Here is a 15,807-nt window from a genome sequence, read left to right as displayed (position 1 = left end):
GGGACTACTTTCATGGCGCCCGCATCCGCGCCGAACTTCAGAACCAGGCAGAATTTGACATGCAGCCGCCGCAGGGCTCGCCCCTGTCGAATGTATTGATATCGGCGGTCGCGCAGGCGGAAGCGGAGGGTCTCAGAATTTCGCTGAACAATTTTCAACAGGAGCAAAGCTATCTCGACAAGACCGCCAAGGATGCCGAGGCTGAGGTCGAGGTTCTGCTCAAGCGCGAGCAGACGGAAGCGGCAGCGGTGAAACAGGATGAGGACGATCTGGCGCGGGTCACCAAATCGTTCGAATCGGGCAACCTGACCAACAGCAGGCTCGCCGATGTCAGACGTGCGGTGCTGATGTCGTCGAGCCGGGCGCTCGAGACCTCGGTCGAACTCATGAGAACGCGGCGCCAGCAGGAAGACTTCGTCAGGCAGCAGGAACGCAATGAAAATCAACGAAGGATCGGCCTTCTGAACGAGTTGAGGGACACCGACCTTCGCCTCGCCGAGACCACTGCAAGGCTCCACGCAGCCAGCCAGAAGCTTCAGCCATCAGGGGCGTCCGCTCTTCCGCTGCCGGTCGCCGGCGAAACCTTCCAGGCGCGGATCACAATAACCGGTGGAGCCGGCGACGCGTCGAGAAGTCGACCGGTCGACCAGGACACTGAGGTCGCGCCTGGAGACACCATCGAGGTGAGGTTCAGCAGCGACCTGCAGAGCGCGGCGATCCAGTAGTTGCGCGACGTGAACCGACCCGGGAACGACGGTGGCTAATGCCTCGCCTCACGGCATGAAGACGGGGCGTCGAGAAATCAAAATGGAAAAATCCAGAAAGCGGGTTTGTCGTGATTGGTGAAATGGATGTCGCCAGCGCCTACAGCACGGGCCGTACCGACTTCATGGGGCTGAATTTGGTTGTGGCGCCCGGCGTGCTCGTCCCTCGCCCGGAGACGGAATTGCTCGGCAGCACCGCCCTCAATGTGCTTCGTGAACTTAATCGGCCGGTCCCGCGTGTCGTGGACATGTGCTGCGGGGCGGGCAATCTCGCCTGCGCCATTGGATACAAGGTCCCCACCGCGCGCGTCTGGGCGAGCGATCTCACTGACAGCTGTGTCGAAACCACCTGCCGGAATGTCGCCCATCTTGGCCTGGCCGGGCGCATTTCGGTGCTGCAGGGCGACCTGTTCAATTCCTTCTCGGGTCTGGAGCTCGAAGGCACGATCGATCTGGTCGTTTGCAACCCGCCTTACATCTCCGAGAAGCGGCTCGAAAACGACCGCGCGCACCTGATGGAACTTGAACCACGTGAGGCGTTCGCTGCCGGGCCTTACGGCCTGAGCATTCACATGCGGGTGATCAAGGAGGCGCGGCGCTATCTGCGGCAAGGTGGCATGCTGCTTTTCGAGGTCGGGCTTGGCCAGGACCGGCAGGTCATGAGTTTGGTTGAGCGTTCCAAAGCCTACGAGAGCATTCGCGCGGTTGCAAACAAAGCCGGTGAAGCCAGGGTGGTTTGTGCACGGGCCAAAGCGCCAGCGTGAGCCGCGCCATTGGTTTGCGCGCTCGGTTGGGAGGACGCCCTTAAAGCGGCCCAGCGATCAGTTTTCCTTGCTGAGCACGTAACGTGCAATTCCCTGGATGGAATCGAAATTCTCAGGCAGAAGTTCACTGTCCTCGACAGTGATGCCGAATGTCTCCTCGACGAAGCCGATAACTTCAAGCACTCCAGTCGAGTCTATGATGCCCTGGTCGAGCAACGACGTTTCAACCTCCAGGGCACGCGGGTCGGCCACGTAGAAATTTGACGCCAGAAAGGCGCGTATCTGATCGCTGTAGGTGTCAATTCTGTTGTTCGTGCTCAGCATTGAATTGGCCTCCGATCCAAATGATTTCCAGGTGTCGCTTTATGAAAGCGCTATTTTCTTGAGCTTGCCCGTGTCCGTCATCGGTAGACTGGACACAATCTGGATGGACTTCGGAATCATGAAGTTTTCCAGCCGCTTCTGACATTCCATCCGCAGCTGCTTTTCGCCCATGATCGTTCCTTGCTCCATGACGACAAACGCTTTCACTGCTTGCCCTAGCAGGTCGTCGGGAACTCCAACGACCGCGGCTTCCCGTACTCCCGGGATTTCCATCAGCACGTTTTCGACTTCCCTGGGCGCTACCTTTTCTCCCCGCGATTTTATGATCTCATCGCTGCGGCCGACAAAATAGAGGTACCCTTCCTCGTCCATTCGGCAGTAGTCGCCGGTGTACAGAACCTGCTCGCCGGGCAAAGGGCCAGGCTTGAGCTTCCTCGCGGTAGCCTCCGGCTTACCCCAGTAGCCCTTCATGACCGTTGCCCCGCGAATGACCAGCTGGCCGACGACATTGGGACCGACCCTTCGGTCATCCTCATCGACAATCCACATTTCGGTGTTCGGGATGGCGATCCCCACGCTCAACGGTTTTCGCGCAAGATCTTCCGGCGGAAGATAAGTGCAGCGTTTGCATTCGGTCAGGCCGTACATCGAATAGATGCGAGCATCGGCAAACAGTTCCTGGAGCAGGCGAATGTGCTTGAGCGGCAGTGCCGCGGCAGTGTTCGTGACATACCTTATGCTTGCAAAATCATCTGCCTTCAGCGTCTTGAGATCCGACAGCGCGGCAAAGATGGTTGGCACGCCGGGAAAGCCTGTAACTCTCTCCCTTTCGATGATCGCAAGTATCTGTGCGGGGAAGGCAAACGAGCGCTCGAGGACCAAGCGCGCCCCGGTACGGAATGCCATTATCATCTGATAGAGGCCGTAGTCGAAGGCCAGGGGCAAGACATTGAGGATCACATCGTCTTCGCCAAGTTCGAGGTACGAGGCAATCGACGTGCAGGCTGCCATCATGTTCCTGTGCGTCAGCATCACGCCTTTGGGTTCGCCGGTCGAGCCCGACGTGTAGATGATGGCTGCGAGATCGATATCGATGCGGCGGCGGGCCGGCGCTTTGCCGTGGCCGGCAGCCGCCTCATCCCAGCGCACGGCATGCGGCAATCCCCGGAGCTCGGCGACGTCCACCGAACCGGAGACGATGAGCCGCCGCAGCGACGGACAGTTACGCGCCGGTTCAGTAAAGATCGGCTGCAAATGTTTGTCGGTGATCAATGCCGCCGGCAGGCAATCGTTGAGCAAATACCCCAGCTTGTCGCTCTTGGTGAGCGGATTGACGACGCACACGACGGCGCTCGCCTTGAGAACCGCCCAGAAGCTGACCACGGTCTCGACGGTGTTGTCGGCGAAGATCATGACGCGGTCACCGGGGGCGACCCCGGACGTGACGAGATGATGGGCGACCGCGTTGGAACGTGTCTCAAGCTCATCATAGGCGAGCCGGTGCCCGCCGCACACCAGCGCCACCTTGTCGCCGAGCCGGCCGGCCGAATGGCTGAGGTAGTCGTGCAGCAGAGGGACGGCGCCATGCATCATACCAGCACCTCTTCCCTGTGCAGGCGATCGACATCTATCCTGAGGTCGACCGCACGCCCGCTTGATGGACGGCTTGCGACAAACTGCTGATGGAGGAGCTGCGTCGACAGCACGCCGACCAACGCCATATTGTCCGAGTTGGACAGATCGCCATCGCCGGTCTTGGCAGCGCATTTGCCCAGCAGGCGCGCGACCGAGTTCGGATCAAAGACATTCGCCGCGCGCAGGGCAGTCTCAGAGAGTGCTTCGCGGACATAGGCGGGTGCGCTATCGCCCATGAAGCAAAGTGCGTTGGGCGCCCGGTAGGGCTGCTTCTTGCGGGCCACGACTTCCGCGGGGACGATCGATTTCGCCACACGCTTCAGCACGTGTTTCTCATCCAGAATGCGCAGCTTGTAGTCGGCCGGTAGCGAATTCGCCAAGGTCACGAGCCTGTCGTCCAGGAACGGGAAGCGCCCCTCGACGGAGTGGGCCATCAGCATCCTGTCACCCTGAGAGGAGAGCAGGTAGCCCGACATCAGCGTCCTGATCTCAAGATACTGGTCCTGCGCGAGAGGACCCCATCGTGGAAACTCTTCGGGCAGACGGCAGAGCAGGTCCGCCACTGCGTCGTGGCGCGCCGCTTCGGCATGCATGTCGGCCGAGAACAGCCGTTTGATGGCGCTGGTGGTGCGCCAGCGGGTGTCATGCGCGAAGCCGGGCGCGCCAAATGCATGGATACCGTGTCCGAAGAACTGGCGCGCCATCGCCTGCTGCTTGACCGGCGAGCGGCTCAGATAGGGGTAGAGGCGTTCCAGCAGTCGCGCGCGTCGGGCGGATGCGGGCTGCCGCCCCCAGAAGCGGCGGACCTTGCCTTCACGGAACAGGTCGTAGCCGGCGAACATCTCGTCGGCCCCCTCGCCGGTCAGCACGACCTTGATGCCATGTTCGCGCACCAGCCTCGAGAGAAGGAACAACGGCGCCGGCGCGGTCCTGAGAATCGGACGCTCGGCATGACGGATCACATCCGGGAAGATGTCGGCGATGTCACCGCGCGAAACCATCACCTCGTGGTGCTCGCCGCCGCTCGCACCGGCAACCAGCCGCTGGTAACGGGTTTCATCATATTCGGCGTCAGCAAAACGCAACGAGAAAGTCTGGAGCGGCGCGCCGGCGAAGCGCCTCCCGAGCATGGCGACAAGTGAGCTGTCGAGCCCGCCGGAAAGGTAGCAGCCGACCGGCACGTCCGCCTTGACCATTCTAAGCGCCGTCGCGGCCTGCAAGGCGCCGCGCACTTCGTCCACCGCATCCTCCAGCGAGCCCCTGAAGGTGCCATGGGCCAGGTCCTCGCTCTCGGGATAGCAAGGTTTCCAGAAAGCGTGCTCACGAACGCTGCCATTGTCATAGATGCGGACATGGCCGGGGGTAAGTTCCTGTATCCCCTGAAATACGCCTTGCGGCGGTACGACCGTCCACAGCGTGAAAGTCTGGTCGACCCCCGCCGGATCGAAGGCCCGCGGTATCGCCGGGTCGGCTGCGAAGATGGCCTTAACTTCGCTGGCGAAATGCAGGCGGCCAGCGTGTTCGCACAAATGCAGCGGGCAGATGCCGAACCGATCGCGCGACAGGACGAGGCGGCCTATCAGCGAGTCCCAAATGGCGAGTGCCCATTGCCCGTTCAGCCGCTCGAACGCGCCCACACCCCAGGCGCGGTAGGCATGCACGACGACCTCCGTATCGCTGCGGGTGCGGAAACGATGTCCCAGGGCTATGAGTTGGTCACGCAGCTCGACGTAATTGAAGATCTCGCCGTTGAAGACGATCCAGGTGGTATTGCCTGTGTCGGCGAGAGGCTGCTGTCCGGTCGAGAGATCGATGACCGACAGGCGGGTATGCGCCAGCCCCGCTCGCCTGTCGCGGTAAAGGCCGCTTTCGTCCGGACCTCGATGGGAGAGCGCGGCTGCCATTCGTAGAAGCGCGGCTCGTGAAGGAGGCTCCGCAGCCGCGTTCAGCGCCACAATTCCGGCGATGCCGCACATGGGTCAATCCCTGTCCATCGCAGCGGGCAGCTGCGGCCGTGCGTGAAGATAGCGGGCGGCGCGGCGTTTGCTGACGATATCCTTATAGACCTTCTCGACCTGCTCGGCGGTGAGGCCAGCGGCGGCGGCAACCACGCCGGCCGAAATTCCGTGATTCATGCCATAGAGGCACAAATCCATCAACTGATAGGGCAAAGCGAAGTAGAACTCCTCCTGGGTTTGCGCCATGGAAAACGTGTCCGTGGTCGGCGGCCTTGTTCGGACCTCATTGTCAATACCGAGATACTCCGCCAGCTGGTAAACCTGGGTCTTGTAGAGATGGACGATAGGCATCACATCGGCGATGCCGTCGCCCTGTTTGACGAAGAAGCCCTGGTCATATTCGAGCCGGTTTGGCGTGCCTGCCACTGCATAGTTGAGGCGGTCCGCATGATAATACTCGGTCATCTTGCGAACCCGCTGCTTGTAGTTGGTGGCAGCGACGATCTGCAGGTAAGCCGCCGGCGACAGACGCACGGTGTCGATCTTTCCGTGCGGATCCTCGACCGTAAGGCGCGTGATATTGAGGCCGCTGCTCTCCAGCACCGATGCCATGACCAGCTTGCATTTCCAGCCTTCGCCATATCCAGGGACGGCAGTTCGGATGGCCTCGATCTGTCGGGCGTATGCGCCGATGCCTTCAAGCGCCGGCTCGATATCTTCAAGGATTGTGTCGATGCCAAGCTGCCCGGCGACACTGCGGCCAAGCCTCAACGAGTCGCCTGACGAATGGCGCTCCGGCATGAACAGGCCGAGCACCTTGTCCTTCCCGAACGCCCGTGCGCACAGCGTTGCGACGACCGAACTGTCGATGCCTCCGGAGAGCCCGACGACCACTCCGCGACGCCGTTGTGTGCCGAGAACCTGCTCGCGCAAAGTCTCGACGATGCGATCGATCTCCAGCCGGGCATCGAGCGCCAACACATCGCTGCTGAATTCCCCGATCAGGTCGATGACACTGCCTCCTGTTGGCGTGACTCGACTGAAGAGTAGGTCTCGGTCACAGCGTTTTCGATGAGCGGGCGATTGATGGTCAGATGGGGCTCCACGACCATGTCGATGTGAGTGCCGGCGATCGGAATGACGTCCAGATGGACGAATGCCCGGTCCCACCCGAGTGCAAGCGGCATTCCGGGCCGCGCGCAACGGAACAAGGTGCCGGTGATCGGCAGTATCGGCCTGGGTTCTGCCAGCCATCGGAAGAAGGCGCGCGCCCGCAGAACCTCCTGCAGTTCCAGTTTGGTTCTGAAGCTCGTCGGGTTGAACTGACCCTCGGCATAGCGGTCGAGGAAGCTGGCAAGCCGGGATTCGCAGTGCATTTTGACCGCGACCTTGGCAAGCGCGCGGCACGCCACCCGACTAGCCGATATACGATTGGTTCGGATCCGGTGAAATGTCCGGGTAATGGTCTCCCAACGCTTGCTGCGCTCGCCAACCAGACTGGTATCCAGAATGCCCGTGAACGCTACCGCTCGCCCTTGATCAAGCAGACGCGCGGCAACCTCAAAAGCGACCGCTCCTCCGAGCGAGTGGCCAAGCAGGCGAACACAGCCGGTAGGCTGCACGCGGTTGATATGATCGATTGCAGCTTCGACCATTGCGGCGACAGTGTTCTGACCTTGCAGGATCATGCCCAGGGCCGGATATCTGATGGGAGACACCCTGGCGACCTTGCTTATTGCCGATGCGAACGAAGCAAGGCTCGGACCATAGCCGACCGAACCGGGGAAAAGGAAAAGCAGTGGAGGCTCGTGTTTCCAGGCAGGCGCGTGCTCGCCGCCTCCTTGAGCGGAAATGACCGCTGCAACCATCTCATCGAAGCTCATTCCAACCGTGAAGGCTTCCAATCCGAGCTCCTGCCCGATCGCGCTTTCGATTTCCATCACGCAATGCAGCAGCTTCAGCGAATCTCCCCCCGCTTCATCCCAGCAGCCCAGGGCGACCCGCGTCTTGAGGACCTTGGTCCAGGCACGCCGTACGATCTGATGAGCCGGAACTTCATTTCCCGCATGGGGGATTTGCGGTGGGGGCGTTGTTTCCCGAACCGAAAGGTCGATTGCAGCCAGCATTGCCATATCGATCTTTCCGCTGGCCAGTCGCGGTATCTCGGCGCTTGCATGGAGCCGCAGCGGGCAAAGCGCCGGCGGCAATTTTGTCCTGGCAAGTTGGCGCAGCTCGTCGCAAAAACTGGCTCCCGCCCCGCCGTGCGGGACGGCGAACGCAACCAGTTCATTCGCCGGGGTGACGATAACCACGGCATCCTTCACCGACGGCGCGCCACGCAGAACCCGTTCGAGTTCGGCCGGCTCAACGCGCCGCCCATTGACCTTTATCTGGCGCCCTTTGCGACCGATGATCCGCAACAGGCCATCACTCCCAATTTGCACAAGATCGCCCGTCGCAAAGATACGAAGCGTCTGGTCGTCGGGATCTATTTCAAACGGAACGACTGCCCCATTTTCCCAATATCCGAGTGCGACATACGGGCTTCTGATCAACAGTTCTCCGATCTTGCCGGGCTGAACCGGGTAACCCTCTTCATCGACCACTGCGAAGCTGATACCCGGAAGCAGCCAACCGACGGGAGCTGAGGAATCGAATTCCGGCCAATCGTGCGGCAAGAACCACTGCGATCCAGTCGTTTCCGTCGATGAATAGCCGATCTGCACCAGGCAAGTTGGCGGGACAGCCTTGCGCACCAGGCGGATGTCGGTCGAGGACACCTTCTCGCCTCCAATTCGGGCAACCCTGAGTGAACCAAAGGCGTCCGCGGGCTCATCCGCCAGGAGAGCGCGAAGCAATGCCGGCACCAGATAGGTGATCGTCACGCCTTCCGATTGCATGCGGCCGCGAACCGCGCGTAGGCCGACGGCTTCGACCTCCACAAGCTGCAACGTAGCACCCGTAAGAAGAGCGGCAAGTATTTCCCGACAACCGGCGATGGTTGCCGGGCCGGTCATGGGCAAGAAAACATCCTGCGCATTGATGTGGCACGCGTCGACATATTGCTGCACCCGGCACAGCAAGCTCCGCTGGCTGTTGACAATTCCCTTGGGGCGGCCCGTGCTGCCGGAGGTATAAAGCACGATTGCCGGTGCATCGACAGAAACGGTACGGTGTCCAGCTGGACGAAGCGTTGCCTGCAACGATTGCGCTATCTCGATCCGGGCAACGTGCTGGGGCAGATCAAGGCCGTGGAGGCCTTTGTCGCCAATTATGGCGGAGAGCCTCGCGTCGGCGACGATTTCGTTGATGCGCGAGTCCGGATCTCGCACGTTAAGCGGCACCGACGGTCGACCGGATGCCATGCTGGCCAGCATCGCAACGGTGTACCAGACCGAGTTGGCCTGAAGTATTCCAACCGCATTTCCGTCGGGGACGACGGCTTCAATCCGGCTGGCCAAGGCCTCGACCGCCCGAAAAAGCTCGGAATAGGTCAGTCGGTTGGTGCCGTCGCTGGCGGCTAATTTTTCGGAATAACGCCCGGCGATTTCCCTCAGGTGATCAAAGACCGGAATATCGACGAAGCCAGTTCCCATCCGTTGATGCAGACGTAGAACGGGCCCGCCCTCGTCAAGAGCATGATCGGGAACTTTTGACCATCGACAAGAGACCACCGCTTGGTAGTCAGTCTGCACCGTTTGAATCGCCCTCGAAGATTCTAAATGCGCCAGAGACATAAGGGCCCCACGCTAGGATTGTTGCCGCTTATCGCCCCGCGGCATGATCTTTTCATCAATCATTCGGATGATGCGCGAGGCGGTCTTGATCGCTTAAATCGTTCGAAGTTGAGCATGCCAGCCTGCGCTCGCTCGGCTGTGCTACCTTACCGAAGTGTCGGGCTGTGCGCTGCGGTCCGCTTCGCCAGTGCCTGAAACGAAGCAGTATGCGAATACTTCCCCTCCAAGCTCATCCGTGACACGAACCCAGTTGTTTTCCCATGTCCTCAGGGTAACCTGGCGTCCTGTTGATATAGTCGCCGCCGTGAACGGGCTGGACGCATTGACATTACTCGCCGCAACCACGTCGTCCCCTTCCATTTGCTCTACCAGGTATGTTTGCATCACTGCTCCTGACTGCAGGGCATGGCCGGTTCAATTGCGTGTAGCTGGAGGCATGACCTTCCAACCGCAGGGAACGGATTTCGTTCCATGCAATAGGCAACCCTGCCGCCGGCAGTCAGCGTTCAGTCGCCCCGCCGCCCTGGCAGGACCATGGCCTAGCCGCTGAATGACTTGGTCAGGACTGAGCTATACTTTGGCGGAGGTGGACCCTCGCGCTGCGCCGCATACTTCTGGAACAGTGCAATCTTGTCGGGATAAGTAATCCGGATTTCGCTGTGACACCCCTCGCAGCGATATTTGGATGCAACCTGAAACCAGCGCCCGGGTTTCAGCAAAGCCAATCCGCAACGCGGGCATTTGAACGTCATTTCAAGAGGGCATAGATTCTGACACAGCGGCATTTTCGCAACTTCCATAAGAGATATCTAATGTTAGGCAACGGCAGCCGGCCGGAATCGTTCCTAGACGCCGTTCTTTTCGTCAGGCCGATGACCAACCCGGACGCCGGGAGACCATTTGCCCGCGATGCCAGCTTGACTGACGCAGGCCTGAACTCAGGCGCATCCCGCTTTCATGGTGACGTCGCGCCTGAGCGCCGATCGAACGGTCGTCAGAAGGTTTTGTGGGAACTTGTCACCGGACCTCGGCACCGAGCGTGATCGCTTGGGGCGACGACGGGCCGCACGGTCGACGACACGACCTCTAATCCGGACGCCGAAACAGCGCCGCGCGCCAGCACAAGAAGGACGAAAGCAGCGCAACCAGGCGGCACTCCTTGAGCATCTCGCCTATACCGGTGCGCTCGACAGCCGCGATCCCGACCGAATTGATATGGATATGGAGGCGCTATTGAAGAGAACCGACGCATCCCTTGGGGAATGCGTCGGTTCCAGAAGCTTACGCGTGGCGGATTTCCGTTCCCAGCACCTTCAAACATTCGCGGATGAACGCAGCAAGCGCCGTCCAGCCTTTGGCAGAAACCATTGTCCCGTCCACATAGGCCTCGGTCGGCGACAGGTCGATATAGGTGCCACCCGCCAGTGTCACTTCAGGCTCGCAGGCGCCGAGTGCTGCGACCTTCTTGCCACGCACCACGCCGTCGACAGCGATCAGGATCTGCACACCGTGGCAGATGGTGAAGATCGGCTTCTTGGCCTCGTGGAAATGGCGCACGATCGCCTGCACGCGCTTGTCGGTGCGGATGTATTCCGGGCCGCGGCCGCCCGCGCAGTAGACGGCATGATATTGATCGAGCTGCCTCTCAGCTTCCGAGAAAGTCTTGTTGATCAGCGCATAGTGGCCGAGCTTTTCGGTGTAGGTCTGGTCGCCCTCGAAGTCGTGCAGCGAGGTCTTGATCAGATCTCCGGCGTTCTTGTCCGGGCATACCACGTGGATGGTGTGGCCGACGGCTTCCATGGCTTGCTGATAGACAAAGATTTCGTATTCTTCGGTGAACTCACCGGTCAGCATCAGTATCTTTTTGCCTGGCATGGCTCTTCCTCTCAGTGTTTGAGCTAGGCAAGGCGCAGACCGCGCCCTGCCTTTCGGTGAAATCGGATAGGGTTAGAATGGCGAGTCAGGGAAATAGTATTCCTTGGCGTTGGCTTGGGTGATCAACGGCGCGTCGAGCTTGACGGTGCCACGGACGGGTGCCTGGCCGATCAGGTTGGCGACGGTCATGTAGATCGCGGTCTTGATCATCGACGGCGGATATGGCGTCTCGACCGGCGTCATGGCGTCGCCGTCGATCACCTTCTTGACGATGTCCTTCATGCCGTTGCCACCGAGCGCCAGCTTGATATCGGTCCGGCCCGATTGCTTGACCGCCTCGAGCACGCCAAGCAGCATGTCGTCGTCATTGGCCCAGACCGCATCGATATGCGGGTACTTGGCCAAATAGTCCTGCATCAGCTTGAAGGCCTCGTCGCTGTTCCAATGCGCGTACTGGATGTCGAGGACTTTCAGGTTCGTACCCTTGATCGTGTCCTGGAAGCCCTTGATGCGCTCGTCGTCGATGACGGTCGGAATGCCGCGCAGCACAACGACGTCGCCCTTGCCGCCGAGCTTGTCGATCATGAACTTGGCTGTGTTGGTGCCAACCGCGATATTGTCGCCGGCGAGGTAAAGATCCTGGACGGAGGCGTCAGTCAGACCGCGATCGACGACGGTGATGAACGTGCCCATGTCCTTGATAGCCTTGACCGGCTGAGTCAGCTCTTCCGAGCTGTAAGGCAGGATCACCAAAGCGTCCAGCTTGCGGCTGGCCGACAGGTCCTCAAGCGCGCTGACCTGCTCCGCCGCGGACGGCGACGTCTTCACGACCACTTCGACGTTCGGGAACGCGGCATTGATTTCCTTGGCCGCCGCTTGTGCGTGATAGACGATGCCCGCCGTCCAACCGTGGTCGGCTGCCGGTATCGACACCGCGATGACCTTCGTGTCTTGCGCCATGGCCTGGCCGGCCAGCAGCAGCGCGCCAAGTGTCGCCGCCGCAATCCATTTTCTACTGAACATTGTCTTCTCCCTTGGACCTACAAGAACGTTGATCCGCGTGGTCCGGACGCGGCGCTATTTCGAATTCGAAAACCGCTGGATGAGCATGGCGATGATGATGATGACGCCCTGAACAGCGGCGACGAGGTATTCGGAGACGAAGTCCGACAGCACCATGAGGTTGGCGATGAGCTCCAGGATGACGGCGCCGGCGACTGTTCCCCACACATGGCCCTTGCCGCCGCGCAGCGCGGTGCCGCCGATTACCACTGCGGTGATGACCTGCAGTTCCCAAAGCTGTCCGGTCGTCGGCGTTGCGGCGCCCAGGCGCGGCACGTAGCAGATCGCGGCAATGGCCACGCAGACACCCTGGACGATATAGGCGACGGTCCGTGTCCTGATCACCGAGATGCCGGAATAACGGGCGACATCCTCATTGGCGCCGACCGCCGCGCATTTGCGGCCGTATTTCATCTTGTACAGGATGAAGGATGCGACCGCGGCGACGGCGATGGATATGAGGATTGGAACCGGGATGCCGGCAACCGTGCCGAAATAGACAGGCCGGTAGGCCTCGCGCAGCGATCGGTCGATTGGTATCGTGCCGCCGTCGGTCAGATAGGTTATCAGCGCCCGGAAAATCCCCATCGTGCCCAGCGTTGCGATAAACGGTTCGATCCTGCCGACCGTGACGATGAGGCCGTTGGCAAGCCCGCACAGCAGGCCGACCAGGATCGCCACCGCCATGCCGGCGGGAATAGCCCAGATACCGGCATGCGGCGCCACCGTGTTCATGAACATGATGGTGATGCCGGTGATGAAGGCGGCCATCGAGCCGACGGAAAGATCGAGCCCGCCGGACGAGATCACAAATGTCGCGCCGACCGCGATAATGGCGATGAAGGCGCTGCGAGTGATGACGTTGGCGAGATTGGTGGCGGACAGGAAATCGGGGTTGATGAGGTAACCCACGACCAGGAGGGCCGCCAGCGCAAGGAAGGGTCCGACGTCGGTCCAACTGACATTGAGATCCAGGGCGCGACGCCCGGGTGCGGATTCGGTCATGACAGCCATTCTGTGCCTCCCTTGGCTTTTGGCCCTGGCTTGGGGCCACTGGTCGCCAGTACCGCCACGTTGCTTTCGGTCATTTCGGCGCCGCTGACCTCGCCGGTGATGCGGCCTTCGCGCATCACCAGGATGCGGTCGCAGATGCCGATCAATTCCTGCATCTCCGAAGAGATGACGATGCAGGCCTTGCCCTTCGCCACAAGCTCCTGGATGAAGGCATAGATCTGCGCCTTGTTGGCGATGTCGATGCCACGCGTGGGCTCGTCGATAATGACCACCGAAGGATCGGTCAGCAGCACCTTCGCCAGCAGCAGCTTCTGCTGATTGCCCCCGGAAAGCTGGCCCGCTTTGGCGCCGAGGCTCTTCAGCCTGATGTCATATGCCTCCACGGCCTGTTCCAGGGCCTCCGCTTCGCGGCGCCGACCCATCGAGAGGCCGGGATGGAACACACCGAGCGCCGACAGCGTCAGGTTAGGCGCCAAGCGCTCCTGCAGCAGCAGTCCCTTGCCCTTGCGATCCTCGGTCAGGTAACCGACGCCGGCGTCGATCGCCGCGCGCGGCGATTGGAAATGGATCGACTTGCCCTCAAGTTCGACCTTGGCGGCCGCCGGGCGCAGGCCGATAATGCCCTCGAAGAGTTCGGTTCGGCCAGCGCCGACCATGCCGGCGAACCCGAGGATCTCGCCTTTGTGGACCGTGAACGACACGTCCTCCGCATAGCCGGGAACGGAGGCGTTCCTCACGCTCAGCATCGGTACATCCGAAGGCGCTGCGGTCCTTTCAGGATAGAGTGCGGCCAGTTCGCGACCGACCATCAGCCGCGCCATATCCATCTGGCTCAGCGTCTTGCCGGGATAGATGCCGACCATCTTGCCGTCGCGCAGAACGGTCACCTTGTCGGCCACCCGTTGCACCTCGTCCAACCGGTGGCTGATATACAGCACGGCGATGCCGTGAGCCTTCAGTCGCAGGACGATCTCCAGCAGGCGCTCGACCTCGCCACCGGTCAGAACGGCGGTCGGCTCGTCGAAGATAACCAATTTATAGTCGTCAAGCAGAGCGCGAGCGATCTGCACCATCTGCCGGTCTGCCAGCGAGACGTCGCGCACCAGTGCCCTTGGCGAGACCGCGCAGCCGATCTGCTCCAGTTTCTCGGCCGCCAGCCGGCGCATGGTGCGGTCATCCACGACAAGGCCACGCGAAAGCTCTCGCCCGAGAAACAGATTGTCGGTGACCGTGAGCCCCTCGGCGAGCAGGATCTCCTGGTGAACCAAAGCGATACCGGCATCCTGTGCCTGGCTGGGCTTGGCAAATTTCACCGCATGTCCGTTCATCGACAATGTGCCGTGGCTTGGCTCGACATAGCCGGACAGCAGCCGCATCAACGTCGACTTGCCGGCACCGTTCTCGCCAATGATGGCGTGGATCTCACCGGGCAGGACGTCTAGGGTGATGTCCGACAACACCGTCACCGGGCCGTATTGCTTGGACAATTGCTGGGCGCGCAGCACCGGTTCGAGCGAACCATGCGCATTGCTGGACAACGTGCTCCCGCCCTCCCCGGCGATATTCGCGGCAATGGACATCCGTTCCGACCTCAATCGAATGCCGGGAGCAGGCGATCGCGCGAGTGCTCTATATGGATGCGCATCGCCTTTGCGGCGGCATCGGGATCGGCAGAGCCGAACGCGGCAAGAATCGCCTCGTGTTCGTCAAGTGCCTCTTCGGTCACACGTGCATGAAACATCAGGCGGAAGATGTGGAAGTGCGTGTGCTGGTGGCTCAACGTCTCGCGGATGAGTTCGTTTTGAGAAAACTCCAAGATCTTGTCGTGGAAGATCGCATCCTGCCTGGCGAAGTTCGAATAGCGTACGCGATCATCCTTGCCTTCGCGGCGTGACATCACGCCGGCGGCTTCGAGCAACACATTGAACTTGGCCTCGTCCATCATTGCGGCGGCCTTCGCGGCGCCGTGCGGTTCGAGCAGCAGACGCATTTCGTACAATTCGTCGAAACGGCGCCGGGTGATCTGGGGTGCGGCACGATAACCGATCAAATGCGTCTTGAGCACGAGGCCTTCGCCTTCGAGCCGGCCAAGGGCTTCGCGGATCGGCGTGTGCGAGACGTTGAATTCCTTGACCAGGCTATCGACTGTAATGCGTGAGCCTGGCGGGATTTTCAGCGCCATCAACTGCGCGAAGATGGCTTCATAGACATCTTCGACGAGACTGTTGGCGCGCTGGATGCGACCAGCTCCAATGGTGGCGTCGCTTGGGTCGGGTAAGTTTGCGGTCTGCATATTTTGCCTCTTGACAGTGAGGACTGCTAACACGATGGTTCCGTCGATGCAATCCTATATCCTATACGATTTTAAAGCGGATATTTTGTAGGGGCGAGAGACACGCTCTTAGACCGTCCGATCCAAGCCCAGTTCAATGCCTCCGTTTCCAGTCAGCCGCCGTCAAAGGACCGATCATGACCCTCTTCGCCGCCCTGCGGTTGCCGCGTGAAATCCTGTTCGGGAAAGGGCAGCGCCATGTGCTGCCGACGGTCGCCGCCCGGTTCGGCCGACGCGCGCTGGTCTGCACCGATGAGCGTTTCGCGGGCACAATGGTATTCGCCGACATCATCAAGTCCCTTCAGTCAGCCTCGATCGAGGTTCTGGTGCATGATCATGTTC

Annotated in this window: 12 protein-coding genes and 1 pseudogene; 3 read left to right on the top strand and 10 right to left on the bottom strand. The window is 60.7% G+C overall.

Annotated features, from left to right (window positions below):
* Both EN984_RS03910 and EN984_RS03905 read left to right on the top strand, forming a co-directional pair.
* Positions 1-725, top strand: a pseudogene (locus tag EN984_RS03910) (sugar ABC transporter substrate-binding protein); the annotation flags it as partial.
* A 110-nt stretch (positions 726-835) separates the two neighbouring features.
* Positions 836-1,528, top strand: a complete 693-nt coding sequence (locus tag EN984_RS03905; RefSeq protein ID WP_127267487.1) for a class I SAM-dependent methyltransferase — start codon at positions 836-838, stop codon at positions 1,526-1,528.
* A 57-nt stretch (positions 1,529-1,585) separates the two neighbouring features.
* Here the strand turns inward: EN984_RS03905 and EN984_RS03900 are convergent, their stop codons facing one another.
* The 10 genes from EN984_RS03900 to EN984_RS03845 form a co-directional block, all read right to left on the bottom strand.
* Positions 1,586-1,852 (bottom strand): acyl carrier protein, encoded by a 267-nt coding sequence (locus tag EN984_RS03900; RefSeq protein ID WP_027036262.1) that lies wholly within the window; start codon positions 1,850-1,852, stop codon positions 1,586-1,588.
* Positions 1,853-1,891: 39 nt separating this feature from the next.
* Positions 1,892-3,445 carry an AMP-binding protein gene (locus EN984_RS03895; protein ID WP_164748773.1) on the bottom strand — a complete coding sequence of 518 codons (1,554 nt, stop codon included), beginning with the start codon at positions 3,443-3,445 and terminating at the stop codon, positions 1,892-1,894.
* The gene (gene asnB, locus EN984_RS03890; protein WP_127267488.1) at positions 3,442-5,463 is read right to left on the bottom strand and encodes an asparagine synthase (glutamine-hydrolyzing); all 2,022 of its coding nucleotides are present in this window, start codon (positions 5,461-5,463) and stop codon (positions 3,442-3,444) included. Before asnB ends, EN984_RS03895 begins: the two co-directional genes overlap by 4 nt.
* 3 nt (positions 5,464-5,466) lie before the next feature.
* Entirely contained in the window at positions 5,467-6,450 is a 984-nt protein-coding gene (nadE, locus tag EN984_RS03885) for an NAD(+) synthase (protein ID WP_256754971.1), read from the bottom strand.
* Complete coding sequence (locus EN984_RS03880; protein ID WP_306663764.1) at positions 6,447-9,140, bottom strand: AMP-binding protein; 2,694 nt, start codon at positions 9,138-9,140, stop codon at positions 6,447-6,449. The genes nadE and EN984_RS03880 overlap by 4 nt, the downstream gene beginning before the upstream one ends.
* 1,323 nt (positions 9,141-10,463) lie before the next feature.
* The gene (locus EN984_RS03865; protein WP_013533129.1) at positions 10,464-11,057 is read right to left on the bottom strand and encodes a DJ-1/PfpI family protein; all 594 of its coding nucleotides are present in this window, start codon (positions 11,055-11,057) and stop codon (positions 10,464-10,466) included.
* Positions 11,058-11,129: 72 nt separating this feature from the next.
* Positions 11,130-12,080: a substrate-binding domain-containing protein gene (locus EN984_RS03860; protein WP_127267871.1), complete on the bottom strand. Its 951-nt coding sequence runs from the start codon at positions 12,078-12,080 to the stop codon at positions 11,130-11,132.
* A gap of 54 nt (positions 12,081-12,134) precedes the next feature.
* Entirely contained in the window at positions 12,135-13,124 is a 990-nt protein-coding gene (locus EN984_RS03855; RefSeq protein ID WP_236383218.1) for an ABC transporter permease, read from the bottom strand.
* Positions 13,121-14,713, bottom strand: coding sequence for a sugar ABC transporter ATP-binding protein (locus EN984_RS03850; protein WP_127267873.1), 1,593 nt, complete (start codon positions 14,711-14,713; stop codon positions 13,121-13,123). Before EN984_RS03850 ends, EN984_RS03855 begins: the two co-directional genes overlap by 4 nt.
* A gap of 11 nt (positions 14,714-14,724) precedes the next feature.
* Positions 14,725-15,426 (bottom strand): GntR family transcriptional regulator, encoded by a 702-nt coding sequence (locus EN984_RS03845; RefSeq protein ID WP_127267874.1) that lies wholly within the window; start codon positions 15,424-15,426, stop codon positions 14,725-14,727.
* 176 nt (positions 15,427-15,602) lie between these two features.
* On the opposite strand from EN984_RS03845, the gene EN984_RS03840 reads away from it, so the two are divergent.
* On the top strand, positions 15,603-15,807 hold a 205-nt coding region (locus EN984_RS03840; protein ID WP_127383635.1), incomplete at its 3' end, for an iron-containing alcohol dehydrogenase.

This window comes from Mesorhizobium sp. M7A.F.Ca.CA.004.12.1.1 (genome assembly GCF_003997835.1).
Lineage (GTDB): Bacteria > Pseudomonadota > Alphaproteobacteria > Rhizobiales > Rhizobiaceae > Mesorhizobium.
This window is presented reverse-complemented; position numbering and strand designations above follow the sequence as displayed.

What these genes read in the sequence shown, in the direction of transcription:
- EN984_RS03865 (WP_013533129.1), bottom strand. Translation starts at nt 11,057, where the DNA reads ATGCCAGGCAAAAAGATACTGATGCTGACCGGTGAGTTCACCGAAGAA.
- EN984_RS03860 (WP_127267871.1), bottom strand. Translation starts at nt 12,080, where the DNA reads ATGTTCAGTAGAAAATGGATTGCGGCGGCGACACTTGGCGCGCTGCTG.
- EN984_RS03855 (WP_236383218.1), bottom strand. Translation starts at nt 13,124, where the DNA reads ATGACCGAATCCGCACCCGGGCGTCGCGCCCTGGATCTCAATGTCAGT.
- EN984_RS03850 (WP_127267873.1), bottom strand. Translation starts at nt 14,713, where the DNA reads ATGTCCATTGCCGCGAATATCGCCGGGGAGGGCGGGAGCACGTTGTCC.
- EN984_RS03895 (WP_164748773.1), bottom strand. Translation starts at nt 3,445, where the DNA reads ATGATGCATGGCGCCGTCCCTCTGCTGCACGACTACCTCAGCCATTCG.
- EN984_RS03845 (WP_127267874.1), bottom strand. Translation starts at nt 15,426, where the DNA reads ATGCAGACCGCAAACTTACCCGACCCAAGCGACGCCACCATTGGAGCT.
- EN984_RS03900 (WP_027036262.1), bottom strand. Translation starts at nt 1,852, where the DNA reads ATGCTGAGCACGAACAACAGAATTGACACCTACAGCGATCAGATACGC.
- asnB (WP_127267488.1), bottom strand. Translation starts at nt 5,463, where the DNA reads ATGTGCGGCATCGCCGGAATTGTGGCGCTGAACGCGGCTGCGGAGCCT.